Annotated in this window: 26 protein-coding genes; 18 read left to right on the top strand and 8 right to left on the bottom strand. The window is 65.6% G+C overall.

Going from position 1 to position 26,051, the window contains the following annotated elements; genetic code table 11:
- Nucleotides 1–97 precede the first annotated feature (97 nt).
- From ABWP22_RS12550 to ABWP22_RS12540, 3 genes are read left to right on the top strand one after another with little or no spacing between them, the layout of a single operon-like run.
- Nucleotides 98–1,051 carry an NAD(P)H-dependent flavin oxidoreductase gene (locus ABWP22_RS12550; protein ID WP_353200322.1) on the top strand — a complete coding sequence of 318 codons (954 nt, stop codon included), beginning with the start codon at nucleotides 98–100 and terminating at the stop codon, nucleotides 1,049–1,051.
- Entirely contained in the window at nucleotides 1,048–1,563 is a 516-nt protein-coding gene (locus ABWP22_RS12545; RefSeq protein ID WP_353200321.1) for a DsrE family protein, read from the top strand. Before ABWP22_RS12550 ends, ABWP22_RS12545 begins: the two co-directional genes overlap by 4 nt.
- 11 nt (nucleotides 1,564–1,574) lie before the next feature.
- The gene (locus ABWP22_RS12540; protein ID WP_353200320.1) at nucleotides 1,575–2,114 is read left to right on the top strand and encodes a DsrE family protein; all 540 of its coding nucleotides are present in this window, start codon (nucleotides 1,575–1,577) and stop codon (nucleotides 2,112–2,114) included.
- Nucleotides 2,115–2,344: 230 nt separating this feature from the next.
- On the opposite strand, the gene ABWP22_RS12535 is transcribed toward ABWP22_RS12540, so the two are convergent.
- The gene (locus ABWP22_RS12535; protein ID WP_353200319.1) at nucleotides 2,345–4,039 is read right to left on the bottom strand and encodes an alkaline phosphatase family protein; all 1,695 of its coding nucleotides are present in this window, start codon (nucleotides 4,037–4,039) and stop codon (nucleotides 2,345–2,347) included.
- A 47-nt stretch (nucleotides 4,040–4,086) separates the two neighbouring features.
- On the opposite strand from ABWP22_RS12535, the gene ABWP22_RS12530 reads away from it, so the two are divergent.
- Nucleotides 4,087–4,971, top strand: a complete 885-nt coding sequence (locus ABWP22_RS12530) for a GNAT family N-acetyltransferase (protein ID WP_353200318.1) — start codon at nucleotides 4,087–4,089, stop codon at nucleotides 4,969–4,971.
- Here ABWP22_RS12530 and ABWP22_RS12525 read toward each other — a convergent pair.
- From ABWP22_RS12525 to ABWP22_RS12515, 3 genes are all read right to left on the bottom strand, one after another.
- Nucleotides 4,950–5,492: a PEPxxWA-CTERM sorting domain-containing protein gene (locus ABWP22_RS12525; protein WP_353200317.1), complete on the bottom strand. Its 543-nt coding sequence runs from the start codon at nucleotides 5,490–5,492 to the stop codon at nucleotides 4,950–4,952. The two genes, ABWP22_RS12530 and ABWP22_RS12525, sit on opposite strands and share 22 nt — an antisense overlap.
- A gap of 317 nt (nucleotides 5,493–5,809) precedes the next feature.
- Nucleotides 5,810–6,496 (bottom strand): PEPxxWA-CTERM sorting domain-containing protein, encoded by a 687-nt coding sequence (locus tag ABWP22_RS12520; protein ID WP_353200316.1) that lies wholly within the window; start codon nucleotides 6,494–6,496, stop codon nucleotides 5,810–5,812.
- Between the two features lie 242 nt (nucleotides 6,497–6,738).
- Nucleotides 6,739–7,698, bottom strand: a complete 960-nt coding sequence (locus ABWP22_RS12515) for a winged helix-turn-helix transcriptional regulator (RefSeq protein ID WP_353200315.1) — start codon at nucleotides 7,696–7,698, stop codon at nucleotides 6,739–6,741.
- Between the two features lie 323 nt (nucleotides 7,699–8,021).
- Between ABWP22_RS12515 and ABWP22_RS12510 the strand changes: the two genes are divergently transcribed.
- On the top strand, nucleotides 8,022–8,783 hold the full coding sequence (locus ABWP22_RS12510) for a Crp/Fnr family transcriptional regulator (protein WP_353200314.1): 762 nt from the start codon (nucleotides 8,022–8,024) through the stop codon (nucleotides 8,781–8,783).
- Between the two features lie 84 nt (nucleotides 8,784–8,867).
- Here the strand turns inward: ABWP22_RS12510 and ABWP22_RS12505 are convergent, their stop codons facing one another.
- On the bottom strand, nucleotides 8,868–9,389 hold the full coding sequence (locus ABWP22_RS12505) for a (2Fe-2S)-binding protein (RefSeq protein ID WP_353200313.1): 522 nt from the start codon (nucleotides 9,387–9,389) through the stop codon (nucleotides 8,868–8,870).
- A gap of 29 nt (nucleotides 9,390–9,418) precedes the next feature.
- Between ABWP22_RS12505 and ABWP22_RS12500 the strand changes: the two genes are divergently transcribed.
- The 12 genes from ABWP22_RS12500 to ABWP22_RS12445 all read left to right on the top strand — a co-directional run bounded on the left by ABWP22_RS12500 (nucleotide 9,419) and on the right by ABWP22_RS12445 (nucleotide 20,233).
- Entirely contained in the window at nucleotides 9,419–10,240 is an 822-nt protein-coding gene (locus ABWP22_RS12500) for a crotonase/enoyl-CoA hydratase family protein (protein WP_353200312.1), read from the top strand.
- A 106-nt stretch (nucleotides 10,241–10,346) separates the two neighbouring features.
- Nucleotides 10,347–11,321 carry a cytochrome c oxidase subunit II gene (coxB, locus tag ABWP22_RS12495; protein ID WP_353200311.1) on the top strand — a complete coding sequence of 325 codons (975 nt, stop codon included), beginning with the start codon at nucleotides 10,347–10,349 and terminating at the stop codon, nucleotides 11,319–11,321.
- 22 nt (nucleotides 11,322–11,343) lie between these two features.
- Nucleotides 11,344–12,981, top strand: a complete 1,638-nt coding sequence (ctaD, locus tag ABWP22_RS12490) for a cytochrome c oxidase subunit I (protein WP_353200310.1) — start codon at nucleotides 11,344–11,346, stop codon at nucleotides 12,979–12,981.
- 47 nt (nucleotides 12,982–13,028) lie between these two features.
- On the top strand, nucleotides 13,029–13,955 hold the full coding sequence (locus ABWP22_RS12485) for a heme o synthase (protein WP_353200309.1): 927 nt from the start codon (nucleotides 13,029–13,031) through the stop codon (nucleotides 13,953–13,955).
- Entirely contained in the window at nucleotides 13,952–14,149 is a 198-nt protein-coding gene (locus tag ABWP22_RS12480; RefSeq protein ID WP_353200308.1) for a cytochrome c oxidase system small membrane protein, read from the top strand. The genes ABWP22_RS12485 and ABWP22_RS12480 overlap by 4 nt, the downstream gene beginning before the upstream one ends.
- Nucleotides 14,146–14,739 (top strand): cytochrome c oxidase assembly protein, encoded by a 594-nt coding sequence (locus ABWP22_RS12475; protein WP_353200307.1) that lies wholly within the window; start codon nucleotides 14,146–14,148, stop codon nucleotides 14,737–14,739. Before ABWP22_RS12480 ends, ABWP22_RS12475 begins: the two co-directional genes overlap by 4 nt.
- Before the next feature lie 10 nt (nucleotides 14,740–14,749).
- Nucleotides 14,750–15,583, top strand: a complete 834-nt coding sequence (locus tag ABWP22_RS12470; RefSeq protein ID WP_353200306.1) for a cytochrome c oxidase subunit 3 — start codon at nucleotides 14,750–14,752, stop codon at nucleotides 15,581–15,583.
- Between the two features lie 73 nt (nucleotides 15,584–15,656).
- Entirely contained in the window at nucleotides 15,657–15,932 is a 276-nt protein-coding gene (locus tag ABWP22_RS12465; protein ID WP_353200305.1) for a DUF983 domain-containing protein, read from the top strand.
- Nucleotides 15,929–16,585 (top strand): SURF1 family protein, encoded by a 657-nt coding sequence (locus ABWP22_RS12460; RefSeq protein WP_353200304.1) that lies wholly within the window; start codon nucleotides 15,929–15,931, stop codon nucleotides 16,583–16,585. Before ABWP22_RS12465 ends, ABWP22_RS12460 begins: the two co-directional genes overlap by 4 nt.
- Before the next feature lie 9 nt (nucleotides 16,586–16,594).
- Nucleotides 16,595–17,986: a threonine synthase gene (gene thrC, locus ABWP22_RS12455; protein ID WP_353200303.1), complete on the top strand. Its 1,392-nt coding sequence runs from the start codon at nucleotides 16,595–16,597 to the stop codon at nucleotides 17,984–17,986.
- 38 nt (nucleotides 17,987–18,024) lie between these two features.
- Complete coding sequence (locus ABWP22_RS12450) at nucleotides 18,025–19,212, top strand: M16 family metallopeptidase (RefSeq protein ID WP_353200302.1); 1,188 nt, start codon at nucleotides 18,025–18,027, stop codon at nucleotides 19,210–19,212.
- A 148-nt stretch (nucleotides 19,213–19,360) separates the two neighbouring features.
- Nucleotides 19,361–20,233 (top strand): class I SAM-dependent rRNA methyltransferase, encoded by an 873-nt coding sequence (locus tag ABWP22_RS12445; RefSeq protein ID WP_353200301.1) that lies wholly within the window; start codon nucleotides 19,361–19,363, stop codon nucleotides 20,231–20,233.
- Nucleotides 20,234–20,419: 186 nt separating this feature from the next.
- Here ABWP22_RS12445 and ABWP22_RS12440 read toward each other — a convergent pair whose 3' ends face one another.
- From ABWP22_RS12440 to ABWP22_RS12430, 3 genes are read right to left on the bottom strand one after another with little or no spacing between them, the layout of a single operon-like run.
- Nucleotides 20,420–20,848 carry a DUF3429 domain-containing protein gene (locus tag ABWP22_RS12440; RefSeq protein ID WP_353200300.1) on the bottom strand — a complete coding sequence of 143 codons (429 nt, stop codon included), beginning with the start codon at nucleotides 20,846–20,848 and terminating at the stop codon, nucleotides 20,420–20,422.
- 45 nt (nucleotides 20,849–20,893) lie between these two features.
- A complete protein-coding gene (locus ABWP22_RS12435; RefSeq protein ID WP_353200299.1) occupies nucleotides 20,894–21,553 on the bottom strand; it encodes a class I SAM-dependent methyltransferase in 660 nt (219 codons plus the stop codon).
- Between the two features lie 36 nt (nucleotides 21,554–21,589).
- Nucleotides 21,590–23,170, bottom strand: a complete 1,581-nt coding sequence (locus ABWP22_RS12430; protein ID WP_353200298.1) for a peptidoglycan DD-metalloendopeptidase family protein — start codon at nucleotides 23,168–23,170, stop codon at nucleotides 21,590–21,592.
- A 287-nt stretch (nucleotides 23,171–23,457) separates the two neighbouring features.
- On the opposite strand from ABWP22_RS12430, the gene ABWP22_RS12425 reads away from it, so the two are divergent.
- Complete coding sequence (locus ABWP22_RS12425) at nucleotides 23,458–26,049, top strand: helicase-related protein (protein WP_353200297.1); 2,592 nt, start codon at nucleotides 23,458–23,460, stop codon at nucleotides 26,047–26,049.
- The last annotated feature ends 2 nt before the right edge of the window (nucleotides 26,050–26,051 follow it).

The following is a 26,051-nucleotide window of genomic DNA, read 5'->3' as shown; positions in this document are numbered from 1 at the left end:
ACCATTTGGCTTACCCCTCACCCCGGGCCGCCTTCGGCGTCTCTCGCCCTCTCCCGCCCAGAAGCCTTTGGGGGGAGAGGGGACCTGAGGAGCAATCATGACCATCCACACCCCCATCTGTGACCTGCTCGGTGTCGAGCATCCCGTCCTCCTCGCCGGCATGGGCGGCGTTTCCTATGCCGAGGTCTGCGCTGCGGTCTCCGCTGCCGGCGGGTTCGGCTCGCTCGGCATGGCCGGGTTGCCGCCGAAGTTCATCGCCGATCAGATGGCCCGCGTGAAAGACCTGACCGACAAGCCGTTCGGCGTCGATCTGCTCACCGCCCAGCCGGAAACCCTCACCGCCAGTGTCGATGTGATCATCAAGGGCGGCGCCAAGGCCTTCATCGCCGGGCTGGGCGTGCCCATTGCCATCATCACCGAACTGAAACAGGCCGGCATCGTGGTGATGTGCATGGCCGGCAATGTGAAGCACGCGATCAAGGCCGCCGAAGCCGGCTGCGACGTGATCATCGCGCAAGGCACCGAAGGCGGCGGCCATACCGGCAGCGTGGCCAGTGTGGCGCTGTGGCCGCAGTGCGTGGATGCCGTCGATATCCCGGTGGTGGCGGCCGGCGGGCTTTATGATGGCCGCGGGCTGGCGGCGGCGCTGGCGTTCGGCTGCGTTGGCGTGTGGATGGGCACCCGGTTCATCGCCAGCCATGAAGCCCACGCCGGCCAGGCGTACAAGGATGCCATCGTCGGCATGAGCGAGAGCGACACGGTGATTTCCAAGGTGTTCACCGGCAAGACGCTGCGTGCCATCGTGAACGACAGCAACCGCGATTTCGACAATCGCACGGCCAAGCCGTTTGCGGCGCAGGTGATGGAATCGGTGCAATTGAACCGCCTGGGGCCGATTGCCGGCGTGCTCGACGTGATCCCCGAAACCCAGTGTCTTGCCGCGGGGCAGGGCGGCGGTGGCATCACCGAAGTGCTCCCGGCCGGCGAAATCGTGCGCCGCACGATGGCGGAAGCCGAAAGCGCCCTGGCGGGCATGCGGAGGTTCGGATGATCCGTACGTTGATCCTGGCGGCGCTGCTCGCCACGCCCGCCCTTGCCACCGATGGCCCCGTCTTCATGGGTTTCGGCAGCCACACGCCGGTGGAATATGATCTCGTCATCCCCAAGGGCACGGTGCTGCGCCATGTCTATGATGTGACCGCCGCCACGCCCGGCAAGCGTAACCCCGGCTTTGAAACCGCGGCGCGCTTCATCAATTCCCATGTCGGCAATGGCATGGCGCTGCGCGATGTCGCGGTTGCGGTGGTGATCCACGGCCCGGCGATCGCCGAGCTGACCAAGGCGCCGGTGTACGCGGCGCGCAACAACGGTGCCGCCAACGCCAGCCAGGCGATGGTGGAGGAGATGCTGGCCAAGGGCGTGCGCTTCGTGGTGTGCGGCCAGGCCGCCAACGCCATGGGCGTGAAGAAAGCAGATTTGCTTCCCGGCGTGGAACTGGCAATCTCCGCCAGCAGCGCCCATGCGATCCTGCAGGCGCAGGGCTATACGCTGAACCCGTTCTGAAAGGTGATCCCATGATCCGCGCTGCCGTCCTGTCCCTGATGTTGCTGTCGGCGCCGGTGCTGGCCCAATCGCGCGAAGGCTTTGTGGCTGGCCCGGTGCTGCCGGATGTCGGCCCGATCGCCCCGGTGGACAGCGACCTGCCGCTGCCCAAGGGCACGAAATTCAAGATCGATTTCGATATCGCCGCCAAGGCAACGCCGGGCACGCTCAGCCGCCAGATCGAAACCGCGGCACGCACGCTCAACATGCACGTCGCCGCCGGCGTGCCCAAGGAAAACGTGCAGATCGTGCTGATCTTCCACGGCCCGTCCGCCGCCGATCTGCTCAAGCCGGAGGTCTATGCGGCGCGCAACGACGGCAAGGCCAATGGCAGCATGGAGGCGATCCGCAAGCTGATCGGTGCCGGCGTGGAATTCTATCTGTGCGGCCAGACGGCGGCCGGGCAGAAGATCACCAAGGCCGATCTGCTGCCCGGCGTGAAGATGTCCCTCTCGGCGATCACCGCCCATGCCGTTTATCAACAGCGCGGTTATACGCTCAACCCGTTCTGATCGAAGCCAGTCGGCGATTTCGGGCTGGGTCTGATACGGCCAATGTTTCTGCCAACCGCCAACGTCTGCTCGGTTGATTGCGCCACATCGTCGGGCAGAAATGCCGTGGGCCATGATCGATAGCGGCTCCGATCATGGCCGCCTGGATCACCGCTTGATGAATCACCGCTCGCTCGGTCAGCGCCTTGCCGCCGCCGCCGCGACAGGTTCCGGGATGCCCCCAAGTCTATTCAACGAACCTGCAATTGCGCCAGCATCGCCGCGGCGCGCGTCGCTTCGCTGCGGCGGCCTAGGCGTACCAGCAAGGTTTCGAGCGCCGCCCAGGCCTGCTCCACGTACGGATCAATGACCAGCGCCGCACGCAACGCCATTTCGGTTTCATAATGGTTGCCGACGGCGGCGGCGGCTTCGGCCTGTGCCAGCCGGACTTCGGCCCGGCCCGGCAATTCCACGGCGAGGGGGCCGAGCAAGGCCATGGCCGCGGCCGGTTGGCGCAGGCGCAACCAGGCGCGCGCTACGCGCAGTCGGGTTTCGGCGTCGCCTTTCGCCGCCGCAACCAGGAACGGTCTTGCCGCGCCGGCGTCGCCGCGCATCGCCGCAGCAGCGCCCCGCGCCATGGCGCCCCACGGGTGATCGGGCGCCAGCGTTTCCAGCCTCACGCCGATAGCATCGACGCCGGCGGCATCATCGGCAGCATAGCGGCACCACGCCTTCAGCGTCAGGGCGTCGGGATTGTCGGGAACCGCCGCCAGCGCCGCCTCGGCGGCGGCTTCGGCGGCGGCGGCATCACGGTCGAGCAACAGCCGGCCAAGCGCGAGCGCCCGCGCCGCCTGCCATCGCGGCGACGGCGGCGGCGGCGGCGCAAAGCCTTCGGCCAGCAGCGGCGCGAGGTATGCCGCCGCGGCGGCGCTGGGTTCGGCCGGTTGCGGCGGCGGCGGCGGCACGTCGCGGCAGGCGCGATCGACCCCCAGCGGCAGCGGCCGCCCGGCCAGCCCCGGATCGGCAAGACCATGCCAGGCGAGTATGGTCGGCGCGATATCGATCTGTTGCGCCGCCGGCAGCACCGTTCCGGGCGCGATCTCCGGTCCATGTGCCAGCACCAGCCCCGGTGCCGCGGCCCAGCCGGTACCGACGATCAACAGCCGATCGTTGCCTGCCAGCGCCGCCAGCGCGCCAACCAGCGTGTCGAGGAAGGTCCAGGCCCCGGCAACGAGATGATCCCATGGCGGTCGCGCCGTGGCTGCGGTGCCGGCGCGAATGTCGCCCAGCCATGACAGCCACAGCGCAGCGGTATCGGGGCGGCGGTGCGCGAAGATCCAGGCCGCGGCCCCGTGTGCCGTCGCCGCTTCGGCCATGGTGATGGCCAGCCGGCCCAGCGCGTCGGTCGCGGCCTGATCGACCGCACCCAGATCGGGCACCAGCGGCAACAGATGGCCGGTGGTGATCGCGGTCGGGTGGATGCGCCGGTCGGCAAGCTCGTCGCGCCAGGCCGGTGGGCAGCAATCGGGCGTCAAGGCCCACCCTTGCACGGTCTGGCCAAGCGCGCGCGGATATCGATCATCGACATGCAAGCCGGCGGCGCTGCCCCCCGGGGCGCTGCCCGGCCAGGCGACGCTGGCGGTGCCGATGCCAGCGGCGGCAAGCGACGCCCACAGCGGCGGCCGTTGCCAGCTTGCCATTGTTGCCGGGCGAACACCGCCGGCCCAGGCTTCTTCGGGAAACCACAGGCCGCTGGCTTCGGGCCAATGGCCGCTGGCGATGCTGGCGGCAGCACCGATGCGCCCCTGGTGTGGCACGCCGTACAACAGCCCGGTGGCACCGGCAGCGGCAAGACGGGCGAGCGTCGGCACGCGCCCCTGCCGGCAGGCGGCGGCAAAACCCGGCCAGCAGACGCCATCAAGGACGATGAGGCGGGTCTGGATCATGGTGAAGTCCCTGTTGCTGTCGCGCCGGCCTCTGCTAGGCGATGGCGATGCTGATGATTGCCCCCGCCGATGCCGCGACCCTGCCGGCCTGTCTGGCACTGTTGCCGGCCACCGCCGATCCGGGGGCGCAGCACTGGGCGGCGCTGATCGATGGCGAGATTGCCGGCGCCGGCGCGATGCAATGGCGCGGGCAGAACACCCCGCCGGGTTTCGGCGTCACCGTGTTCGTGCGCGACGGGGCGCGGCGGCGCGGAGTCGGCCGGGCGTTGCTTGCTGCCATGGCGGCGGCGGCGGACGGCGAAACCGACGGCCTGTGGTCGGCCGACCGCTATCGTGACGACGCCCCGGCGGCGGCGTTCCTCGTGCGCTGCGGCTTTGTCGCCGGGCAGCGCGACGTGCATTCGCGCATACCTCTGCAAGGCATGCAGACGCAGATCGAAGCCATTGTTGCCCGACTGGAAAAGACGCGCCGCATTCCAACTGGCGTGGCGACGCCGACGCTGCGCGACGCCCCGCTCGAACGCACAGCAATGCTTATCGCCGCCGGCTTCGGGCAGCAGCCGGCGCAGGTCCTTGCCCGGCTGCAAAGGTCGCTGGTCGATCCCTTCGCCGTGCGTCTCAACCCCGATGTCTCGACGGTGATTGTCGAAGATGGCGCCGTGGTTGGCGTGCTGTTGGCCGCGACCACGGGCGATACCGCGTCGATTGACTGCAATATCGTCGCCCCGCACCGGCGCCGATCGTACGTCAACGCGCTGCAATTGTACGTGGCCAGCCGCCGGGCGGCACCGCTCGTGACATGGATCGATTATTACAGCGACAGCCGCGTTGCCGACACCATGAATGTCGCCGCCCGCGGGGGCGGCGACATCCGGTTCAGCGAAGCACGATATTGGCGCGGGCTGGATGGTCAGGCGGCGACCGCCGCCTGAGGGCGACGGCGGCGCATCGCGGCACCGGCAAGGGCAAAGCCGGCGACGAGTTCGGCCCAGATCGCCGGCTCGGGGACACCGCCGGCAACGTCGGCGTATTCGATTTTGACCAGGCCGTTGGTATTATTGAAAAAGGCATTGCCGACGGTCGTGGTGCCGTTGATGGAGAACTGCAGTGGCAAATAGCGGTCGCCCGGGGAGTTATTGTTGTATCCGATGTAACCTCCGAGGTTTTGTGTGGCTGTGTTTGGCGTCGGAAGCGCGACCGGACCAACAACAGGGCCAATAACTCCATAAGATGATGAACTGTTGGGAACGAAGTAGGCCTGATTCTTGCCGCTAAAAACGACCGACGTGTCATAAGTGTATTGCGGCGTTGTATTGCCGCCCAACGTGATGTCGCTCCTGCCTGAGCCATTGTTTGCAAAAAAGAAATTGACGGTCGTCGTGGTCGCGGCCGACGGCGCGGCGATGGCGCCGGCGGCAACAGCGCCGAGCGAGAGTTTTGACAGGATCTTCATGGTGAACCTTTGTGTTGAGAGGCCTCAAAGGCCTGAAGACGAACGGTCCGCCTCTGCTCGCGTGTGAACACGCTCAGGTTGCCGACTGGCAAGCCTCATTATGGGGAAATGGCCGCAGCAGAAAATTAATGAGTTCAATTATCTGCCGAGGCATCATCGTTCTGCGTGCACGGCTTCAGAAACGCGAAGTTTCAGGTTCGCCTGCCGATGAACGGCTCGCCGCCGGTGTGCGGGCCTGATTATGAGCCACGGCATTCCGGCAAGAAAAGGGGGCCGCCGTTGCCGGCCGCCCCCCTTCATCGGCACATGCGGCCGGTTCAGGCAGCGACAGCCGTGCGACGACGGCGCATCGCGGCGCCGGTCAGGCCGAAGCCGGCGATCAGCATCGCCCAGCTGGCGGGTTCGGGAACCGCACCGGTGGCGGCACTAACAACGAAATTGTCGGCCTGAATATAGCCGTTGAAGGTGGTTTGCGGCAAATAGCTGACCGAGGTCAGGCCGGTCATGTTGAAGGTGAACGTTTGCAAGCCGGGAATGCCATCGATGGTGATGGTCTGCGTTGTCGAGCCACTGCCGGTGGTGAACGTGAACAAAACATCGCCGCCCTGCCTGTTGAAGCCGGTTGCAGGGAAGTAGTTCATGTTGTTGAATCCGTCAGCGAGATCGACCGAGATAAAATCAAACAGACCACCATCAACCTTGGTGACCGTTGTCGTCTTGTAACCGTAATTGTTGGTCAGAACGCCGCCGGTCGGATCAGCTGAATTCGTTGGATTGCTGCTGCCATTTACAAGCGCATAACCGCCTTCAGCTGAGTTCTGGAAATGGAAGCCGGCTTCGTCATAGGGGTTGGAGACCACAGCGGGTGGGCAGTTTTCTTCGTCATAGCATTGCACGGGCGCATAAGTCGGGAAGGTCACGGTGGTTACGGCGCATGGGTCTGCGGCGGCGGGCGCTGCGGCGACGACAGACGTCGCCAGCAGCGTGATCAGGAATTTGCTCATTTTGGCCCTTTTGAAAAACAAGAATTTTTGCCCTGACGGCAATCAGGCCGCGGACATTCGCGCGTAGACAGGGTTATGCCGCCGCCGCGCAAGCCTCATTATGGGGAAATGGCCGCAGAAAATAATAAATGTTATCAGATAGTTGAACCATGGTTGTGAATGGGCAGACAATGTGTGCCTGGCGCGGGCTTCCTGCGCGGGCGACCATCGCCGAGGGGGGGGCAGCACCGCGGCGGCATTGCCTAAGGCGCCACGGCGCCCGCGCCATTCGCCGCACTGACCAGCGCCAGTTTCGCCAGCATGGCGAGCAGTTCCTGATAAAGCCGCGGCGCGTGGACCGGTGCAAAGGAAAGGGTGCGGATCGCGATCACCCCGCCGACCACGCGTTCGATCATCCCCCTGTCGATCAGCCGATTGGCCTTGCGCCGCACCGTTTCGGTCGGCAGGCCAAGTCGCCTGGCGATGTCGGTCACGGTTATTGGCCGCAACACGTCAGCCGGCAATTCGCGGTCGATCCAGCCATCGGCGCGCAACACCCGCGGATCATCCATCTTGGTGCGGGTGTTATCGACATAGATGGTCAAATAGATGGCGGCGCTGTCGCGATCGGCCCCGAACAGGCTGATGGTGGGAAACAGCGTCCGCGTGATGTGCCGGCCGACAAGCAGGGTGACCAACGTAGCGGCCGTGACAAGGCGGCAAGCATCGAAGTCGAGCGCGGTACCCAGTTCGGCAACGGCAGCAGCGCTATAGCCAGTATCGAGAACGAGGCCTTTCAGCCGGGTGACGAGCGTTGCCAGCCGCGCCGGCATGCCACCCGGTGTGGCGGTGAAAACTGCGGCGCCGGCATCGGCAAGATCCACGATAACGCCGTGATGATCGGCCAGGCAGTGGCCGTCCGCGCACATCGCGGCGACATGCCGGCGCGTCGTCTCGTCATCGATGCCAAGTCCCGCGGCGATGGCGCCAATCTTCACCGGGCGGCAATCGGCCGGCGTCACGGGGTCGCCATGTCGACGCGCCGAAAGCGTTGCATCACCGATCAGATGCTGGGTGTTGGCCGCCAGGACGAACAGGTAGATTTCGACCATGCGCCTGTCGCCGCCGAAAAAATGCAACCAGTCGCTGATGATATCGAGTGACCAGGCATCGACGATCCATGCGATGGCGCGGAGTGGTGGGCCTGTATTGGTCGCGCTCATCGTCGTCGTCCGCAACGAAATCCCTGCACGGGCAACAGTGATCTTGCCGTTCTAGGCCGGATCGCTGAACCTCTGCTTGCCTCAAGAGCCGACATGCGCACGAGCGTTCATGGACGCCGGGGGCAAAATGACGTTGGGCGCTTTGGGTCGGCCAATGGCATGTTCACGTTGGCGCATTCCCTGAGGGCAGAACCGATTATGCTTTGAACCGGAGGTTACAGGGTGTTGGCGACGCGGTCTGTTGTCCAGCCAACAGAGGGTGGCAACGTTTCGCGGGTTCGGGCGTTTCGTTGTTTTCCGCCATCGCGGGCAAGGATGCGGACATGAAAAAGCCGAAAGATGAGAAGCTTGTTCATAAAAATCAGTTGTTTGGTGCGTTCACGCCGGAGGCTCGCGACCGGATTCAGCCCTTTATGAAGCCTGTCGACTTGAAACTGGGAGCGACGGTTTGCGAGGCCGGCGGCCTGCTGACCCACGTTTACTTCCCTGAAGGCAGTGTCCTTTCGCTGCTCACGATCCTCGAGAACGGATCGGAAATCGAGTGTGCCAATATCGGACGTGAAGGAGCATTCGGACTCTTCTCCGCCATGTACAGCCGCGTGTCGTACAACCGATGTACCGTGCAACTCGAAGGGCCCATGCTGCGATGCGAAATCCAACCCTTGCTGACCGAATTCCAGAATAGTTCGCATATGCAGAACCTGCTGGTGAGCTATTCTGAAACGCTCCTGTCACAGGTCATGCAGACGGTCGCCTGCAACAGTCTGCATTCGGTGGAAGAACGACTATCCCGCTGGCTTTTGATGATGGCCGATCGGGCCGAAGGCGAGACATTGACCTATACGCACGAGTTTCTGGCGCGCATCATGGGGGCAAATCGAACGTCGGTGACGTTCGCGGCGCAATCGCTGCAAAACCAGGGGCTGATCAGCTACCGACGGGGGATGATGCAGATCCGGGATCGTGCCAGGCTCGAGGCTATAACCTGCGAGTGCTATGCAATCGTGAAGGCGCGGTTTGATGCGTTTCTCTGCCCTCCGGCCAGTGCTGTGCAGGAAGCCAGGAACGGTCGGATCCAGCAATAGCAAGTAGCGGCTACGCGTGTCCGCCGATCTGTCCGCTTCAGCGCCGCCTTGCCCGGCTTGCGGCCAAGGCGCCCAGTCTGGCCATCAGGGCTTCAAACTGGGCACCAGCGCCGCCGCATCCTCGGCGCTGGCCTCCGGCCCCGGCACCGCTGCCTCGATCTGCCCGCTGGCCGCCATGTGGATGGCGCGGCGGATGCGGTTGTAGGTGCCGCAGCGGCACAGGTTGGTGATGGCGGTGTTGATGTCCGCGTCGGTCGGCCTGGGCTTGTCCTTCAGCAGCGCGGCGGCGGCCATGATCATGCCGGATTGGCAATAACCGCATTGCGGCACCTGAACCGCGATCCACGCCTGTTGCAGTGGGTGGTCGCGATTGTCGGACAGGCCTTCGATGGTGGTGACGAACGTGCCTTCCAGATCGGCGATGGTCACCTGGCAGGATCGGGTGGCCTTGCCGTCGACATGCACGGTGCACGCCCCGCACAGCCCGGCGCCGCAGCCGAATTTGGTGCCGGTCAACCCCGCCGCGTCGCGCAGCGCCCACAGCAACGGCGTATCGGCCGGCATCAGAAATTCGACAGGATTGCCGTTCACGGTGAACTTGGTCATGCCAACTTCATAGTGTGTGGGAGGCTCCAATGGAACTGACGACTCTCGATTACCGCGTGGATGATGGCATCGCGCGGGTGACGCTCAACCGCCCGGCCGAGCTCAACACCATGAACAAGGCGTTCTGGCCGGAAATGATCGAGGTGTTCCGCGCCATCGATGCCGACATGGCGGTGCGCTGCGTGATCATCGCATCGACCGGCAAGCATTTCACCGCCGGGCTCGATCTGAAGATGGCGGCAAGCGGCGCGCTGGCCAACAGCGGTGCCGATACCGGCCGCCAGCGCGAAGCCTTTCGCCGCCATGTGAAAGAGCTGCAGGAAAGCTTCAACGTGATCGACAATTGCCGGGTGCCGGTGATCGCGGTGTGCCAGGGCGGCTGCATCGGCGGCGGAGTCGATCTGGTGACGGCGTGCGACATCCGCATCTGCACCAGTGACGCGTTTTTCGTGATCCAGGAAATCAACATCGCCATCGTCGCCGATGTCGGCACGTTGCAGCGCATCCCGCATCTGTTGCCGCAAGGGCTGATCCGCGAACTGGCCTATACCGGCCGGCGCTTCCCGGCCGACGAAGCGGCAAAATGGGGCTTCGTCAATCGCGTGGCCGAGGGCCACGAGGCGGCACTGGTTGCTGCCGAGTCGATGGCGCGCGACATCGCCGCCAAATCGCCTTTGGCCATCGCCGGCATCAAGCAGGTGCTGAACCACGGCCGCGATCACAGCGTGGCCGATGGCCTGGAATATGTTGCGGTGTGGAATGCCGGCATGTTGCAGGGCGATGATGTCGCCAGCGCCGTGCGCGCGCAGATGGCCAAGAGCCAAGCGGTCTTCGCTGATCTGATAGCCTGATGCGACACCGGGATCGGCGCGTTTCGGCTTGCCTGTTGCGGTGCAGCGCGGCATACACCCTCCATCGTTCGGCGGCCGCGTCCGCCCGTTTCAGTCCAGAGGCAATATGCGTCGCTTTTTGCAGTTGATGTTCGCCGCCGGAGCAATATTTGCTTCGGGGCATGGTGCCGCGCAGGACGCGGTTGCTGCCGCGCCGGTGCCGCCGGTCGCGGCCACCGCCGTGCCGACGGGCACGATCGAATTGACGGCGCCCACCGCCGGCATCGGCCAGCCCAGCGGCGGGTGGGAACTGCAGAAACCGATGACCGACATCGCCGTCGAAGCGCAGAACATGGTCGATTACGTGCTCAACCCGGTGATGGCCGCCACGGCGCTGTTCGTGTTGGTCCTGCTGGCCTGGACAGTGTTCCGATATCGCGCCGGGGCCAATCCGGTGCCGTCGAAAACCAGCCACAACACCACCATCGAAGTGATCTGGACCGCCGTGCCGGCGTTGATCCTGCTGGTGATCGCGGTGCCGTCGTTCCGCCTGCTCGCCAACCAGTACAGCCCGCCCAAGGCCGACATCACGATCAAGGCGACCGGTCACCAATGGTATTGGGAATATGAATATCCCGATCAGGGCGGTTTCACCTATGATTCGGTGATGCTGACCGAGGCCGAAACCGCCAAGCGCGGCACACCCCGGCTGCTCGATGTCGACAATCGCCTTGTGGTGCCGGTCGGTGCGACGGTGAAGATCCTCACCACCGCCGCCGATGTGATCCACAGCTTCGCCATGCCGGCCTTCTATGTGAAGATGGACGCCGTGCCGGGCCGCATCAACGAAACCTGGTTCAAGGTCGACAAGCCCGGCGTCTATTTCGGCCAGTGCAGCGAATTGTGCGGCTCGCGCCACGCCTATATGCCGATCGCGGTTGAAGTGCTGCCGCGCGACAAGTTCGATGCCTGGGTGGCCGCCAAGCAAAAGGAAAACGGCATCGAACCGCCTGCCGTTGCCGCCGCTGAAGCGCCCACCGCGGCCCCCGCCCCAATGCCCGCCGAAGCTGCAGCGCCTGTCGCCGCGCCGGCCGTTCGATAATCCTCAAGAGGACGCCCAAATCATGGCTCACGCCGCCACCGCCGGAGCGCACGACTCCCACGATGATCACAAGCTGGGCTTTGTCCAGCGTTGGCTGTTTTCGACCAACCACAAGGACATCGGTACCCTCTATCTGATCTTCGCGATCATCGCCGGCACCATCGGCGGCGCGATTTCGGGCATGATGCGCCTCGAACTGGCGCAGCCGGGCATCCAGTATCTGACCTTCATGACCCAGGGGAATGTCGATCAGGCCAACCATCTGTGGAACGTGTTCATCACCGCCCACGGCCTGATCATGGTGTTCTTCACCGTCATGCCGGCGATGATCGGCGGATTTGGCAACTGGTTCGTGCCGATCATGATCGGCGCGCCCGACATGGCGTTCCCGCGCATGAACAATGTGTCGTTCTGGCTGCTGGTGCCGTCGTTCCTGCTGCTGTGCGGATCGATGTTCGTCGAGGGCCCGGCAGGCGCAAACGGCGCCGGTACCGGCTGGACCGTATATCCGCCGCTGTCCACGCAGGGCCACCCCGGCCCGGCCGTGGACATGGCGATCCTTTCGCTGCACATCGCGGGCGCCTCGTCGATCCTGGGCGCGATCAACTTCATCACCACCATTCTCAACATGCGCGCGCCGGGGATGACCCTGCACAAGATGCCGCTGTTCGTCTGGTCGGTGCTGGTCACCGCCTTCCTGCTGCTGCTGTCGCTGCCCGTTCTGGCCGGCGCCATCACCATGCTGCTGACCGACCGCAATTTCGGCACCCACTTCTTCACCGGCGATGGTGGTGGTGATCCGGTGCTGTATCAGCATCTGTTCTGGTTCTTCGGCCACCCGGAGGTCTACATCCTCATTCTGCCGGGCTTCGGCATCGTCAGCCAGGTGGTCTCCACCTTCAGCCGCAAACCGGTTTTCGGCTATCTCGGCATGGCCTATGCCATGGTCGCCATCGGCTTCATCGGCTTCATCGTGTGGGCGCACCACATGTTCACCGCCGGTCTGGATGTGAACACCAAGATGTATTTCACCGCTGCGACGATGATCATCGCGGTGCCCACCGGCATCAAGATCTTCAGTTGGATCGCCACGATGTGGGGCGGATCGATCAAGTTCGATACGCCGATGCTCTGGGCGATCGGCTTCATCTTCATGTTCACAGTGGGCGGTGTGACCGGCGTGCTGCTGTCCAACGCCGGTGTCGACACCTATTTCCACGACACTTATTATGTCGTGGCGCACTTCCACTATGTGCTGTCGCTGGGCGCCGTGTTCGCCATTTTCGCCGCCTGGTATTACTGGTTCGGCAAGATGTTCGGCAAGCAGTACAATGAAACGCTCGGCCGTCTGCACTTCTGGATCTTCTTCATCGGCGTGAACATCATGTTCTTCCCGATGCACTTCCTGGGGTCGGACGGCATGCCGCGCCGCATCCCGGATTATCCGGATGCCTTTGCCTTCTGGAACCAGATCGCGTCCTATGGCTATGCGGTCATGGCACTGGGCATGGTCTTCTTCTTCCTCAACCTGATCGTGTCGTTCGCGTCGCGCCGCAAGGTGGAAGACAATTATTGGGGCGAAGGCGCCACCACGCTGGAATGGACGCTGAGCAGCCCGCCGCCGTTCCACCAGTTCGAAACCCTGCCGGTCATCAAGTAACCGGCTTTCGGGGGCAGGGTGATCCTGCCCCCGATCAGGATATTGCAATGAACCAGATTGCCACCGACGCAACAACAGGGTCGGCCCAAGCCACGCTGTTCGCGGACTGGCGGGATTATTTCGCGCTGCTGAAGCCGCGGGTGATGACGCTGGTGATCTTCACTGCCGCCTGTGCCATGGCGGTCGCGCCCGGCAAGCTGCATCCGATGCTGGCCTTCACCGGCATCTTGTGCATCGCCGTGGCTGCGGGTGCCGCCGGCGCGCTCAACCAGTGGTATGAAGCCGATATCGATGCGCTGATGAAGCGCACGGCGCAGCGGCCGCTGCCGGCCGGCAAGCTGGCCGCCGGGGAAGCCCTGGCCTTTGGCGTCATCCTCGGCACCGGATCGGTGGCGATGATTGGCCTGGCTCTGAATTGGGTCGCGGCCTTCTGGCTGGCCGTTTCGATCCTGTTCTACGTGGTCGTCTACACGGTCTGGCTGAAACGCCGCACACCGCAGAATATCGTCATCGGCGGCGCGGCCGGGGCGTTTCCGGTGATCTGCGGCTGGGCCGCCGTCACGGGGGACACGCCGCTGTTCGCCTGGATGCTGTTCGGCATCATCTTCCTGTGGACCCCGCCGCATTTCTGGGCGCTCGCGCTGTTCATGGAAGCCGATTATGCCAAGGCTGGCGTGCCGATGCTGCCGGTGACCCACGGTCTGCCGGAAACCCGCCGGCAGATTCTGCTCTATTCGTGCCTGCTGGTGCCGCTGACCATCGCGCCGACGCTGCTCGGGATGGCGGATTGGGCCTATGGCGGCACTGCCATCACGCTGGGCGCAATGTTCATGTGGATGGCCATAAAGGTCTCGCGCAGCACGGCCACCGCGCCGTCGCAGATGGTTGCCGAAAAGCAGCTGTTCAAGTTCAGCCTGCTCTATCTGGCTTGCCTGTTCGGTGCCCTGGTTGCCGATCGGCTGCTGCTGCCATGAACCCCGATCCCGCCAACTGGACCGATGCGGAACGCACGGCCTTTTACGCCCGCCGCGAATCGCGCAACCGCGCGCTCGGCATTCTGCTGTTCGTGCTGGTCGCCCTGTTCTTCGGCATCACCGTGGTGCGGATGACCGATCAGATCAACGCCGCGCCCAAACCGGTCGCGGCACCCACGGTCCCGGCTCAATGAGCGCCACCCCGCTGCAAAGTGCAAATCGTCGCGTCGGTGCGCTGGCGGCGTTGATGGCCGTCGCCATGGTCGGCCTGGCCTATGCCGCAGTGCCTTTGTACCGGATGTTCTGCGAAACGACGGGCTTTGGCGGCACCACCCAGGTTGCCGCAGCCGCGCCGCTGCGCACTGGCGCGATCGGCCGCAGCATCAAGATCCGATTCGATTCCAACGTTGCCCCCGGTCTTGACTGGCGTTTCCGGCCCAAGGCCAACGAAGTATCGATCCCGATCGGGGAAAAGCGCCTGGGATTCTTCACCGCCAGCAATCGCGGCAACACCGCGATCACCGGCCGCGCTGTCTACAATGTCTCGCCCGATGTGGCGGGCCGCTATTTCATCAAGATCGATTGCTTCTGCTTCAGTGAACAGACGCTGCGGGCTGGCGAAACGGTCGACATGCCGGTCAGCTATTATATCGATCCGGCGATCATGGATGATCCCGTGGCCCGCAAGATCGATGAAATAACGCTCAGCTACACCTTCTACGCGGTGGACAATCCCGCACCGGTCAAGCTAAGCGGTGCGGCAAAACGTACCATTACAGGATAGGGCCCCAGCCATGGCCGGCAGCAAAACCCACGATTTCCACATTCTCAACCCTTCTTCGCGACCGCTGCTGATGTCGTTCGCGGTGTTGGTGCTTGCCTCTGGCGGCATCGGCTGGATGCACAAGGCGACGTGGGGCATGCCTGCCTTCTTCGCCGGGCTCGCCGCGGTCGCGGCGATGTTCTTCCTGTGGTGGAAGGATGTCGTCCACGAAGCCAACACCGGCGATCACACGCCGGTGGTTCAACTGCACCACCGTTATGGCATGATCCTGTTCATCGCTTCGGAAGTGATGTTCTTCGTGGCGTGGTTCTGGGCCTATTTCAACGCTGCGCTGTATCCGTCGATGCAGGAAGGCATCGAAGGCGTGTGGCCGCCCAAGGGTATCGAACTGCTCGATCCCTTCGTGTTCCCGCTGCTCAACACGCTGATCCTGCTGCTGTCCGGCACGGCTGTCACCTGGGCGCATCACGCGCTGATCCACGATGACCGCAAGGGCCTGAAGCAGGGCCTGTGGGTGACGATCCTGCTCGGCCTGATCTTCACGGCCGTGCAGGCCTATGAATATCACCACGCCGAATATGGCATGGCCGACAGCGTCTATGGCGCTGCCTTCTACATGGCGACCGGCTTCCACGGTTTCCACGTCATCGTTGGCACCATCTTTTTGATGGTCTGCCTGGCGCGGACGTACAAAGGCGATTTCACCGCCCGGCAGCATTTCGGCTTCGAAGCCGCAGCCTGGTATTGGCACTTCGTCGATGTCGTGTGGCTGTTCCTGTTCATCGCCATCTATGTGTGGGGGTCGAAGTTCGGCGCCGCCGTCGGCTCCGGCCAGTTTGGCTGACGGGCCAACACCAGCGCAGGTTGCGCTTCGGGGCTGCTGTCCACGCTGTGGCGGCGGCCCCCTGTTTTTTGGTGTGCTGGCCTTTGCGCCGCGTTGCACGAAATGCGGCCTCGATTATGGCCGCTTCAATGTCGGTGACGGCGCGGCGGCCTTTCTGATCTTCATCGTCGGCGGCGTGGTGATGGTGGCGGCGCTGGTCGTCGATGCCAAATATGCCCCGCCCTGGTGGGTGCATGTGCTGCTGTGGACGCCGCTCACCGTCGGCCTCACCATCACGCTGCAACGCATCGCGAAGGGGCTGCTGGTCGCCCTCGAATATCGCGGCAGCAACGGCCAGTCAGGCTCATGACGCGACGCATCCCCATCATCCCCACCCTGATCACCGCCATCGGCGTGCTGATCCTGTGCGGGCTCGGCCGCTGGCAACTGGAACGCCGGGCATGGAAACATGATCTGATCACCCGGTTGGACGCTGCTGCCACACTGCCGCCGGTATCCCCGCGGGAATTTCTGGCGGCGATGAAGGGCGACATCAGCGTGCAGTATCGCCGTGCCGCCATCGGCTGCCACGCCGGCCCGCGCAAACCCTATGATCTGCGCCCCGGCAGTTCGGCGGGTGGCACATCGGGCTTTTTCGTCGTGGTGTCGTGCCGGCCAAATGATCTGCCGCCCGATATCGTCGCGGTCGCCGGCTGGACGCGCCGCGTCGACGCCAAGGACTCGGTGATCAACCTTGATCATGAATTCGCCGGCGTGGTGATCGAACGTCCCTATGGCAATGCGCCGGATCGCCCGCGTTTCATGCTGATTCCCGACGCCGCCGTGCCGCCGCTCGGCAAGCCGCAACAGCCCCGTCCGGCCGATCTGCCCGACAATCATCTGGCCTATGCCGGGCAATGGTTCGGCCTCGCCATCGCCCTGTCGGCCATCTATGGCCTGTGGCTGCGGCGCCGAAGCCTTGCGGCGCGCAGCATGGTTGCGCCCGCCGTCACACCCGAATAACGGGAAGCCATGCGCTATATCTCCACCCGCGGCCGCGCGCCGGTCCTCGATTTTCAAGGCGCCACGCTGGCGGGCCTGGCCAGCGATGGCGGGCTGTATGTGCCCGAAACCTGGCCGCATTTTTCGCAGGACGAGATCGCGGCCATGGCCGGTCTTTCCTATGTCGAGGTGGCGGTGCGCGTGTGCCGGCCGTTCACCGGTCACAGTCTGGACGAATCGGCGCTGCGCGCGATCTTCACCACCGCCTATGGTCGTTTCGCCCATGCGGCGGTGGTGCCGCTGAAGCAGCTCGATCACCGGCACTTCCTGCTCGAACTGTTCCACGGCCCGACGCTGGCGTTCAAGGATATCGCGCTGCAAGCGCTGGGGCTGGTCTTCGAACGTTTCCTTGCGGCATCCGGCGACCATATCACCGTGATCGGTGCCACATCGGGCGACACCGGCTCTGCCGCCATCGATGCCCTGGCTGGGCGCAGCGGCGTGGATGTGTATATGCTGCACCCGCACGGCCGCGTCAGCCCGGTGCAGCGCCGCCAGATGACCAGTGTGCTGGCGCCCAACATCCACAATATCGCGATCACCGGCAATTTCGACGACGCGCAGGCGCTGGTGAAGGCGATGTTCAACGATGCCGCGTTTGCCGGCCGCTTCAATCTTGGGGCAGTGAACAGCATCAACTGGGCGCGGCTGATGTTCCAGGTGGTCTATTATTTCACCTCGGCACTGGCGCTCGGGGCGCCGCACCGCGCCATCGCCTATGCGGTGCCCACCGGCAATTTCGGCGATGTGTTCGCCGGCTATGTCGCGGCGCAAATGGGCCTGCCGATCGAACGCCTGGTGGTGGCGACCAACGAGAACGACATTCTCCACCGCGCGCTGTCGGCCGGCGATTACAGCGCCGGCAGCGTGGCCCCCACCGATGCACCGTCGATGGACATTCAGGTCTCCTCCAATTTCGAACGGCTGCTGTTTGATCTGGCCGGCCGCGATGGTGCGGCGCTGGCCGCCCGCATGGCCGAATTCGAAGCCACCAAGCAGATGACCCTGCCCACCGATCAGCGCGAGACGGCGGCAAGGCTGTTCACCTCGCATCGCATCGATGCGGCCGAGATGGTCGAAACCATGCGCTGGGCGCAGGCGCACACCGGCGAAATCCTCGATCCGCACACCGCCATCGGCCTCGCGGCGGCACGCCGCGACACCGGCAATGCGCCGATGGTGACGCTGGCCACTGCCCATCCGGCCAAGTTCCCCGCCGCCGTGCTGGCGGCCTGCGGCATCGAACCGGCACTGCCGGCGCGGCTCTCTGATCTGATGAGCCGGCCCGAACGCTTCGATATCGAACCGGCACAGTTGCAGGCGATCGAGGCCTATGTCGCCGCGCGCGCCACTCCGAAATGACACAACCGAATCTCACGATCCTTCCCAACGGACTCACGGTGGCAAGCTGGGCGCTGCCCGGCGTTGAAACCGCTGCCGTGGCGCTGTCGGCCGATACCGGCTCGCGATTCGAATCGGCCCGGCTGAACGGCCTGGCGCATCTGTTCGAGCATATGGTGTTCAAGGGCACGCAGCGGCGCACGGCGCGTGCCATCGCCGAGGAGATGGAAGATGTCGGCGCGCAACTGAACGCGTGGACCAGCCGCGATGCCACCATGTTCCACGCCCGCCTGCTGGCGCGCGATCTGCCGCTGGGCGTCGATCTGATCGCCGATCTGGTGACGGGCGCGCGTTTTGATGCCGAGGATATCGTCCGCGAGAAAGAGGTCGTGCTGCAGGAACTTGGCGAGGCGCGCGACACGCCCGACGATATTGTTTTCGATCAACTGCAAGAGGCCGCCTACCCGAATCAGGGCCTGGGCCGTTCCGTGCTCGGCGACGAAGCCAGCCTTGCTGCGATCACCCGCGATGATCTGCTCGGCTGGCAGGCCGATCATTATGCGCCGCAGCGCCTGACGCTGGTGGCTGCCGGCAAGCTCGATCACGACACGCTTTGCCGCCTCGCCGAAGCTGCTTTTCCCGGCCCGGCCACCGCTGCCACCGCCCCGACTGGCGATCCGGCACAGTTCGCGCCATCGAACCGCCACGACAAGCGCCGCATCGAACAGGCGCAGCTCACGGCGGCCTGGGCCGCGCCGGGCCATCATGATCCGGCGCAGGATGCCGCGCTGCTGTTTGCGCTGGCGGCCGGTGGCGGCATGTCTTCGCGGCTGTTCCAGCAGGTGCGCGAGGAACGCGGCCTGGCCTATACCGTGTCGGCGGCGTTGCAGCCCTATGCCGATGGCGGGCTGCTCAGTGTCCATGCTGCCACCGACCCCACCCAGGCCGCCGCAGCGCGGGCGCTGGTTGAACAGGTGCTGCACGAAACGGCGGCCGGACTGGAGCAGGCCGAGCTCAATCGTGCCCGCGCGCAGGCGCTTGCCGGCCTGCTGATGGCGTTGGAAGCGCCGCAGGGCGTGGCGGATTTCATGGCGCGCAGCCTGCTCGTCCACCGCCGCATCGTGCCGCCGGCCGAGATCGTCGCCCGCATCGAAGCCGTCACGGTGGATCAGGCGCGCGCGGCTGGGACCGCCATGCTTGCCCACACCCCGGCCCGCGCCGAGATCGGCCGTCACAAGGCGGCGTGATTCGGGCGCGCTTGCGCTCTCCCACCCCTAACCCCTCCCGCAAGCGGGAGGGGAACCGTGTGCACGTGGATGATCTGCTCCCCGCCCGCTTGCGGGAAGGGGCTGGGGTGGGCTTGGCCAGCGCCGCCAAATCCCCTAACCCCTGCTCATGACCGCCCTCGCCACCCTCGTCACCGAACCCTGGGCGGATTACGGCCTGATCGATTCAGGGGGGGGCCGCAAACTCGAACGCTATGGCCGCTTCAAGTTCATCCGCCCCGAACCGCAGGCGATGTGGGCGCCGGCCCATCCGGACTGGAAGGCCGACGGTGAATTCATCGGTGGCAGCGACGACGACGGCGGCGGCCGCTGGCATTTGAGCAACGTGCCCGAACGCTGGCAGATGCAGCGGCCATCGCCTGCGGGTGCGGTTGAATTCTGGGCCAGCAACACGCCGTTCCGTCACCTGGGCTTCTTTCCGGACATGGGCGGGCAATGGGACTGGTTGCAATCGCGGCTGCGACCGGGTGACCGCATGCTCAACATGTTCGGCTATACCGGGGTCGGCAGCCTGGTTGCGGCGCGCGCCGGCGCGCAGGTGACCCACGTGGATGCCAGCAAGAAAAGCGTGGCGGCGGCGCGCGAGAATGCCGTGCTGTCGGGGCTTGGCGATGCGCCGATCCGCTGGATCATCGATGATGCTTTGAAATTCCTGCGGCGCGAGGTGCGGCGTGGCGCCAAATATCATGGCCTGATGTTTGATCCGCCCAAATATGGCCGCGGGCCCGATGGCGAGATCTGGCAACTGGAGCGTGATCTACCCGAACTGGTTGATCTCGCGCGGCAATTGCTCGCCGACGATGCGCGATTCGTGGTGCTGACCGTCTATGCGATCCGCATGTCGGCACTGGCGCTGCACCCCTTGCTTGATCAGGCGCTGGGGCCAAGGGGCGGCACCATCGAGGTGGGCGACATGGGCACCCGCGAAGAAACCCGCGGCCTGATCCTGCCCACCGCCATCTTCGCGCGCTGGTCGGCGTAACGCGATTGCGCTCAAGCTGTAACGTTCAGCTCCCTCCCCCTTGCGAGGAAGGCGAGGCCCGTGTGGGTTCCGCCGGTGGTCACCAACAGAGGCAACCCCCACCCCCCCCGATCAAGTCCGGGGCAGACTGCTCTGCTGGCGCCGAGTCGCCCTTCCCGCAAGGGGGAGGGTGCCGAAATATTCCAATCAGCCCTGCAACAACGCCTGCCAGCCCAGCGCCACCGCCGCGCCGGCGGTGAGCGGCAGGCGCAAGGCGCGATACCAGCCGGGCAGGCCGCGCCCGCGCCAATCCCAGGCCAGCATCAGCAGCAGTGCCACCGCAAAGGCAATGAACTGCGCCGCCCGCGTGTTGGCCGGCATCAGCAGGATGAACCAGCCGCCGATGCTGGGCAGCATGGCAAGGCCGATCAGGCGCGCCGGGGCCGGGCCGGCCTGCACCGCAGCGCCCCAGCGCGCCCCGCCCAGGAACGACAGGATGATCGCCGACCACGACAGCAAGGCTTCGTTCCACTGCCAGCGGAAATCCGGAAACAGCAACGTCAGCACCGGTGCGGCAAAAAACGGAATCAGGCCGGCAAGCCCGAAAAACAGCACGGCGCGCGGGATGGTGATCATGGCGCAGCGCCTGTCATGGCCGCCGGCAAAGGTAAATGCGGCATTTCAGGCGCGGCAGGCGCGCACGCTGGCCGGCTGTGGCCGCAGGCCAGGGCGGAACACCGCCGCATAGCCCTGGGCGATATCGGTGATGCCGATCAGTTCATACCCCATGGCCTTCACCTCGCAGGTCAGCAGCGCCTTGGGCATGCCGTGCATGTCCGATGGCCGGTCGAGATCGACGATGACGATGCGCCCGCCCGGTTTCAGGCTGCGCCGCAAGCGATCGAGCAGCAGATAGGGTTGCTCGATCTCGTGATACATGTGCACCATCAACGCCACATCCACGCTCGCCGCCGGCAGCCGCGCATCGGCCTGACCGCCGTGCACTGTGCGCACATTGGTGAATTTGGCCGCCGCCGCCCGCCGCCGCACCAGATCGAGCGCCCGCTGCGAGATGTCCTGGGCAAAGATCCGGCCCTGCGGCCCCACGATCGGCGCCAACCGCATGACATAATATCCGGTGCCGGTGCCGATATCGGCGACAGTGCTGCCGGCCTTGATGCCGGCGATGCGCACCACGTCGGCCGCTTCGCCCAGCTGGTCGCGCGAGGCTTCATCGCCCCATTCCAGCGCCACCACCGGCGCCACTGGCCGCTGGGGCTTTGGTAAAGTCGCCGGCGCAGCAGCCAGCAAAAACGGGATCAGCGGGACCAGAAGGTGCATGATCTGGCTATGACAGCCGAGCATGGCCAAAAAATGTCAGTCGGCACTCACCGGCTGGTTACGGCTCTCAGGCAGCGCCCGCCAGCGGTTCATCTGGCGCTGGAAGGCATTCAGATCGCGCCCGGCCAGCTCCGCGCCGCCGATGAAGCGCAGCGACACCGGATTGGCCGGTCGGCCGCGCAGCCACACTTCGTAATGCAGGTGCGGCCCCGTCGACATGCCGGTCGATCCGACCTTGCCGATCACCTGGCCCTGCCGCACCCTTTGCCCCGGCTTCACCGTGATCCGCGACATGTGGGCATAGGCGCTGGCCAGATCCTTGTTGTGGCGGATCATCACATATTGGCCATGGCCGCCGTGCCAGCCGGCAAAGCTGATCGTGCCACTGCCCGCCGCGATGATCGGCGTGCCGGTGCCGGCGCCGAAATCGACGCCCTGGTGCATGCGGGAAAAGCCGAGCAGCGGGTGCAGGCGCATGCCGAAGCCGCTGGTCATCCGCGCCCCATCCACCGGGGTGCGCATCAGCCCGCGCGACACGCCCTCGCCGCTGGCCTGGTAGTAATCGCCCTTGTACAGGCCGATTTCCACCGGTGTCTTGCCTTTGCGGGTCAGCGCACCAAACAGAAGCTTGCCGTGGCGCACTTCGCCGGTGGCGGCGCGGTCCTGCTCGATGATGATGTCGAAGCGGTCCGACTTGCCCAGCCCGCGCTGAAAATCCACCACATGGCGCATCTGCTTGACGAACTCGGCTGCCGGCCCGGCCGGAATGCCGGCGCTGCGCAGCGCGCGATTGAGGCTGCCACCCGCCAAGCCTTCAACACGCAGTGGCGTCGTGTCCACCGCGATCGGAATGCGCTTGATGGTCAGCGCGCCCTCGACCCGGCGCAGCTCCACCTTCAGATCGAAAGCGGCCCGCAGGTTCAGCACATCGAGCGGGCGCGGCAGCGATTTGTTCGCGCGCCGGCCCAGCACCAGTTCGGCGCGCACACCGCCGCCGGGATTGATCCCGGCCAGCAGGCGGGTGACGTCCGCCACGTCAGCGCTGCCCACTCCGGCATTGCGCAGCGCGGCGGCAAGCCCGCGCCGGCCGATGCTCAGGCTGCGCTCCACGCGCGGACGTTCGGGGGCTTCGGCCAGCGGGCGCAGCTGGCGGGCATCGACGCGCGCCGCCTCGCCGGTCGCGCCGCCGCGGGCCAGCGGCGCAATCGCGAACACCGCGGCGTCATCGCGCTGGCTGGGGGTGAAGGCGGGCGCGGCGGCTTCATGGATCGGCACGACCTGGCTGCCGGCCCACAGCGCGGCGCCCACCAGCGCCGCGCAGGCGCCGGCCTTCAGCCACCAGGCGCGGCTGAACAGGCCAAGGCCGAGATCGAGATCGAGATGGGCGGGATCGAGGTCCCCGGTCCGTGCCGCGCGCAGCAATCGGGCCGCATCGCCCCTCAGGCGTTGTTGCTGATGATTGAGATCGACGAGGCCCTTGCCAACCCGGCGCAGCAGGGCGGGAGCACCCAGGCTGCGCGCGCACGGCAATGCCACGCTGCCGCCGGCCACTGAATGCAAATCCGCCTGGTACAAGGTGCGACCCCCACCGCAGTCCGGCCCGAAACGCTTGGCCAACGGGCGAAGGTCTGCCTGCGGCGAGTCGCCCTGTCAATTCCGCGACAGGCGGGACGGCTGTCAATCCCGCCCAGCCGTTGCCATCAAACGGTCACTTGCCGCCGAATCGCGGCTGTGTCAGATTTCGGCCATGTCCAGCCGAGCGATGTTCGCATGACAGGATATTGCCAGCCGATCCGGCGCGCCGGATCGCGCAGTATCCATTCGCCCGCCCTGCAGTCTGGTTTCACTCGCCGCGATTGCCACACCCACTTGCGGGCCTGCGCAACAGCGGCCACGTTCGGCTTGTGAATCGCATCGGCGCCTCGTTTGATCGGCCCGGCAGCTCTCTGGGCGAGGCGAAGGTCACCGCCGTGCTCGGCCCGACCAACACCGGCAAGACCCATCTCGCCGTGGAACGGCTGTGCGGCCATGCCAGCGGCGTCATGGGCTTTCCGCTGCGGCTGCTCGCCCGCGAAGTCTATGAAAAGGTGGTGGCTGCCAAGGGCGCCCATCAGGTCGCGCTGATCACCGGCGAAGAGAAGATCGTGCCGCCGCAGGCGCGCTGGTATCTATGCACGATGGAATCGATGCCGCTCGATCGCGAGGCGGCGTTTGTCGGCATCGATGAAGCGCAGATGGGCGCCGATCCCGAACGCGGGCATGTGTTCACCGATCGGCTGCTGCACGCGCGCGGCTATGCCGAAACCATGATCCTCGGTTCCGAAACCATCAAGCCCTTGGTGAAGAAGCTGGTGCCGCAGGCCGAGATCATCACAAGGCCGCGCTTTTCCACCCTGGCTTATGCGGGGCCCAAGAAGCTTTCCCGCCTGCCGCGCCGCACCGCCATCGTCGCCTTCACCGCGGCCGAAGTCTATGCCATCGCCGAAATGTTGCGCCGGCAGAAGGGCGGCGCGGCGGTTGTGATGGGGTCGCTGTCTCCCCGCACCCGCAACGCGCAAGTCGCGATGTATCAATCCGGCGAGGTGGATTATCTGGTCGCCACCGATGCCATCGGCATGGGCCTCAACATGGATATCGCCCATGTCGCCTTTGCCGGGCTGGGCAAATTCGATGGCAAGCGCCAGCGCCGGCTGACGCTGGCCGAAATGGCGCAGATCGCCGGGCGCGCCGGCCGCCACCAGAAGGATGGCACATTCGGCACCGTGCAACTGGGCGCCGAAGCCAGTTGCGCCTTCACGCCGGACGAAATCGAAGGGCTGGAAGCGCACCGCTTCGAGCCGCTCAGCCAGTTGGTCTGGCGCAACAGCGATCTGGATTTTTCCAGCCTGGCGCGGCTGGTGGCCACCATGGAGGCGCGCTCCCCGCGCCCCGAACTGGTGCGCGCCGATGATGCGCTCGATCTGGCCGTGCTGAAGCGGCTGGCCGGAGAGCCGTGGGTGATGCAGCGCGCCAATGCGCGGCTGTTGGGGGAACGCGGCCTGTTCCGGTTGTGGCAGGCATGCGGCCTGCCGGATTACCGCAAGACCGGCGTGGAGACACACACACGGCTGGCTGGCCGCGTGTTCCGCCATCTCACCGAAGGTGCCGGCCATCTGCCCGAAGCCTGGATCGCCGCCGAAGTCGCGCATCTTGATCGGGTCAGCGGTGACGTCGAAACCATCGCGGACCGGATCGCGGCGGTGCGCACCTGGACCTATGTGGCGCACCGCCCCGATTGGCTGGCCAATCCGGCCGAATGGGCCGAACGCACCCGCGATGTCGAAAACCGCCTGTCCGATGCGCTGCACGGTGCGCTGACCCAGCGCTTTGTCGATCGGCGCACGGCGGTGCTGTTGAAGGATCTGAAGGCCAAGGGCGCATCGGCGGCCGTGCTGATCGATGCGGCCGGCGAAGTCGCGGTGGACGGCGAGGCCATCGGCCATCTCGATGGATTCCGCTTCACGGCCGACGTGGCGGCGCGGGCCGGCGAACAGCGCCTGTTGCTGGCGGCGGCCGAACGCCATCTGGTGCGTGAACGCGCGGCGCGCGCCCGCCAGTTGGCCGAAAGCGAAGACATGGATTTCGCGCTCGACTTCAATGGCGATCTGCCGCCGCGCCTGATCTGGCGCGGCGCGCGGGTGGCGGTGCTGCGCAAGGGCCGCGACGCGCTGACCCCGCGTGTGGAGGTGGATCGCAGCGTCGCCAGCCTGTCGCCCGATGATCGCCGGCGGGTGACGGAACGGCTGGAGCGCTTCGTGGCCGACGGCGCGGCGCGCGTATTGGCGCCGCTGGCGAAACTGTCGGCGCTGCACGGTGATGTCTCGCCGTCGGCGCGCGGCCTGATCGTGCAATTGGTGGCGGCGCTGGGCGTGTTGTCGCGTGAGGCGGTGGCCGAACAATTGGTCGGCCTGACTCGCGGCGATCGGCAGGCGCTGGCGCGCTGCGGCGTGCGGTTGGGGCCGCTGCATCTGTTCATGGCGACATTGCTGCGCCCGGAACCGACGCGCTGGCGCCTGGCGCTGTGGGCGGTGGCCAATGATCTGCTGCAGTTGCCGCCGCTGCCGGCGCCCGGCCGGGTCAGCATGGCAGCGGAGGCGCAAACCGATTCCGATGTGCTGGCGGTGGCCGGATACTGGCGGGTCGGACATGGCCGCGATTCCATCGCCGTGCGCATCGACATGGTCGATCGGCTGGCGCGCCACATCCACGAACGCCGTGACGGCCGCATGCCGTTCATGCCCGATCCCAATTGGGCGGCAAGCCTGGGCCTGTCGCAGGATGGGCTGGCGCGGCTGCTGCGCGCGCTTGGCTATCGCCCGCGCCTTGTTGATGGCGCGCCGCATTTTGCCTGGGCCGGGCGCAAGCGCCCACCGCAGCCGCCACCCGACGCCGTTCCTTTGGCCAGAGGGAATGACGCGTCGCCCTTCGCTGTTCTGGCCGGCATGAAAGGCAGGTAGCA

The sequence above is a fragment of the Sandarakinorhabdus sp. genome (assembly GCF_040398665.1).
Taxonomy (GTDB): Bacteria; Pseudomonadota; Alphaproteobacteria; order Sphingomonadales; family Sphingomonadaceae; genus Sandarakinorhabdus.
The sequence above is the reverse complement of the archived record's forward strand: the minus strand, read 5'-3'. Positions and strand labels throughout refer to the sequence as shown.

Excerpts from the sequence above, each read along its gene's own strand:
- ABWP22_RS12445 (WP_353200301.1), top strand. The coding sequence starts at position 19,361 with ATGACCGCCCTCGCCACCCTCGTCACCGAACCCTGGGCGGATTACGGC.
- ABWP22_RS12505 (WP_353200313.1), bottom strand. The coding sequence starts at position 9,389 with ATGACCAAGTTCACCGTGAACGGCAATCCTGTCGAATTTCTGATGCCG.
- thrC (WP_353200303.1), top strand. The coding sequence starts at position 16,595 with ATGCGCTATATCTCCACCCGCGGCCGCGCGCCGGTCCTCGATTTTCAA.
- ABWP22_RS12545 (WP_353200321.1), top strand. The coding sequence starts at position 1,048 with ATGATCCGTACGTTGATCCTGGCGGCGCTGCTCGCCACGCCCGCCCTT.
- ABWP22_RS12440 (WP_353200300.1), bottom strand. The coding sequence starts at position 20,848 with ATGATCACCATCCCGCGCGCCGTGCTGTTTTTCGGGCTTGCCGGCCTG.
- ABWP22_RS12510 (WP_353200314.1), top strand. The coding sequence starts at position 8,022 with ATGAAAAAGCCGAAAGATGAGAAGCTTGTTCATAAAAATCAGTTGTTT.
- ABWP22_RS12550 (WP_353200322.1), top strand. The coding sequence starts at position 98 with ATGACCATCCACACCCCCATCTGTGACCTGCTCGGTGTCGAGCATCCC.
- ABWP22_RS12460 (WP_353200304.1), top strand. The coding sequence starts at position 15,929 with ATGACGCGACGCATCCCCATCATCCCCACCCTGATCACCGCCATCGGC.
- ABWP22_RS12520 (WP_353200316.1), bottom strand. The coding sequence starts at position 6,496 with ATGAGCAAATTCCTGATCACGCTGCTGGCGACGTCTGTCGTCGCCGCA.
- ABWP22_RS12530 (WP_353200318.1), top strand. The coding sequence starts at position 4,087 with ATGCTGATGATTGCCCCCGCCGATGCCGCGACCCTGCCGGCCTGTCTG.
- ABWP22_RS12435 (WP_353200299.1), bottom strand. The coding sequence starts at position 21,553 with ATGCACCTTCTGGTCCCGCTGATCCCGTTTTTGCTGGCTGCTGCGCCG.
- ABWP22_RS12500 (WP_353200312.1), top strand. The coding sequence starts at position 9,419 with ATGGAACTGACGACTCTCGATTACCGCGTGGATGATGGCATCGCGCGG.
- ABWP22_RS12485 (WP_353200309.1), top strand. The coding sequence starts at position 13,029 with ATGAACCAGATTGCCACCGACGCAACAACAGGGTCGGCCCAAGCCACG.
- ABWP22_RS12525 (WP_353200317.1), bottom strand. The coding sequence starts at position 5,492 with ATGAAGATCCTGTCAAAACTCTCGCTCGGCGCTGTTGCCGCCGGCGCC.
- ABWP22_RS12480 (WP_353200308.1), top strand. The coding sequence starts at position 13,952 with ATGAACCCCGATCCCGCCAACTGGACCGATGCGGAACGCACGGCCTTT.
- ABWP22_RS12540 (WP_353200320.1), top strand. The coding sequence starts at position 1,575 with ATGATCCGCGCTGCCGTCCTGTCCCTGATGTTGCTGTCGGCGCCGGTG.
- ABWP22_RS12535 (WP_353200319.1), bottom strand. The coding sequence starts at position 4,039 with ATGATCCAGACCCGCCTCATCGTCCTTGATGGCGTCTGCTGGCCGGGT.
- coxB (WP_353200311.1), top strand. The coding sequence starts at position 10,347 with ATGCGTCGCTTTTTGCAGTTGATGTTCGCCGCCGGAGCAATATTTGCT.
- ABWP22_RS12470 (WP_353200306.1), top strand. The coding sequence starts at position 14,750 with ATGGCCGGCAGCAAAACCCACGATTTCCACATTCTCAACCCTTCTTCG.
- ctaD (WP_353200310.1), top strand. The coding sequence starts at position 11,344 with ATGGCTCACGCCGCCACCGCCGGAGCGCACGACTCCCACGATGATCAC.
- ABWP22_RS12515 (WP_353200315.1), bottom strand. The coding sequence starts at position 7,698 with ATGAGCGCGACCAATACAGGCCCACCACTCCGCGCCATCGCATGGATC.
- ABWP22_RS12475 (WP_353200307.1), top strand. The coding sequence starts at position 14,146 with ATGAGCGCCACCCCGCTGCAAAGTGCAAATCGTCGCGTCGGTGCGCTG.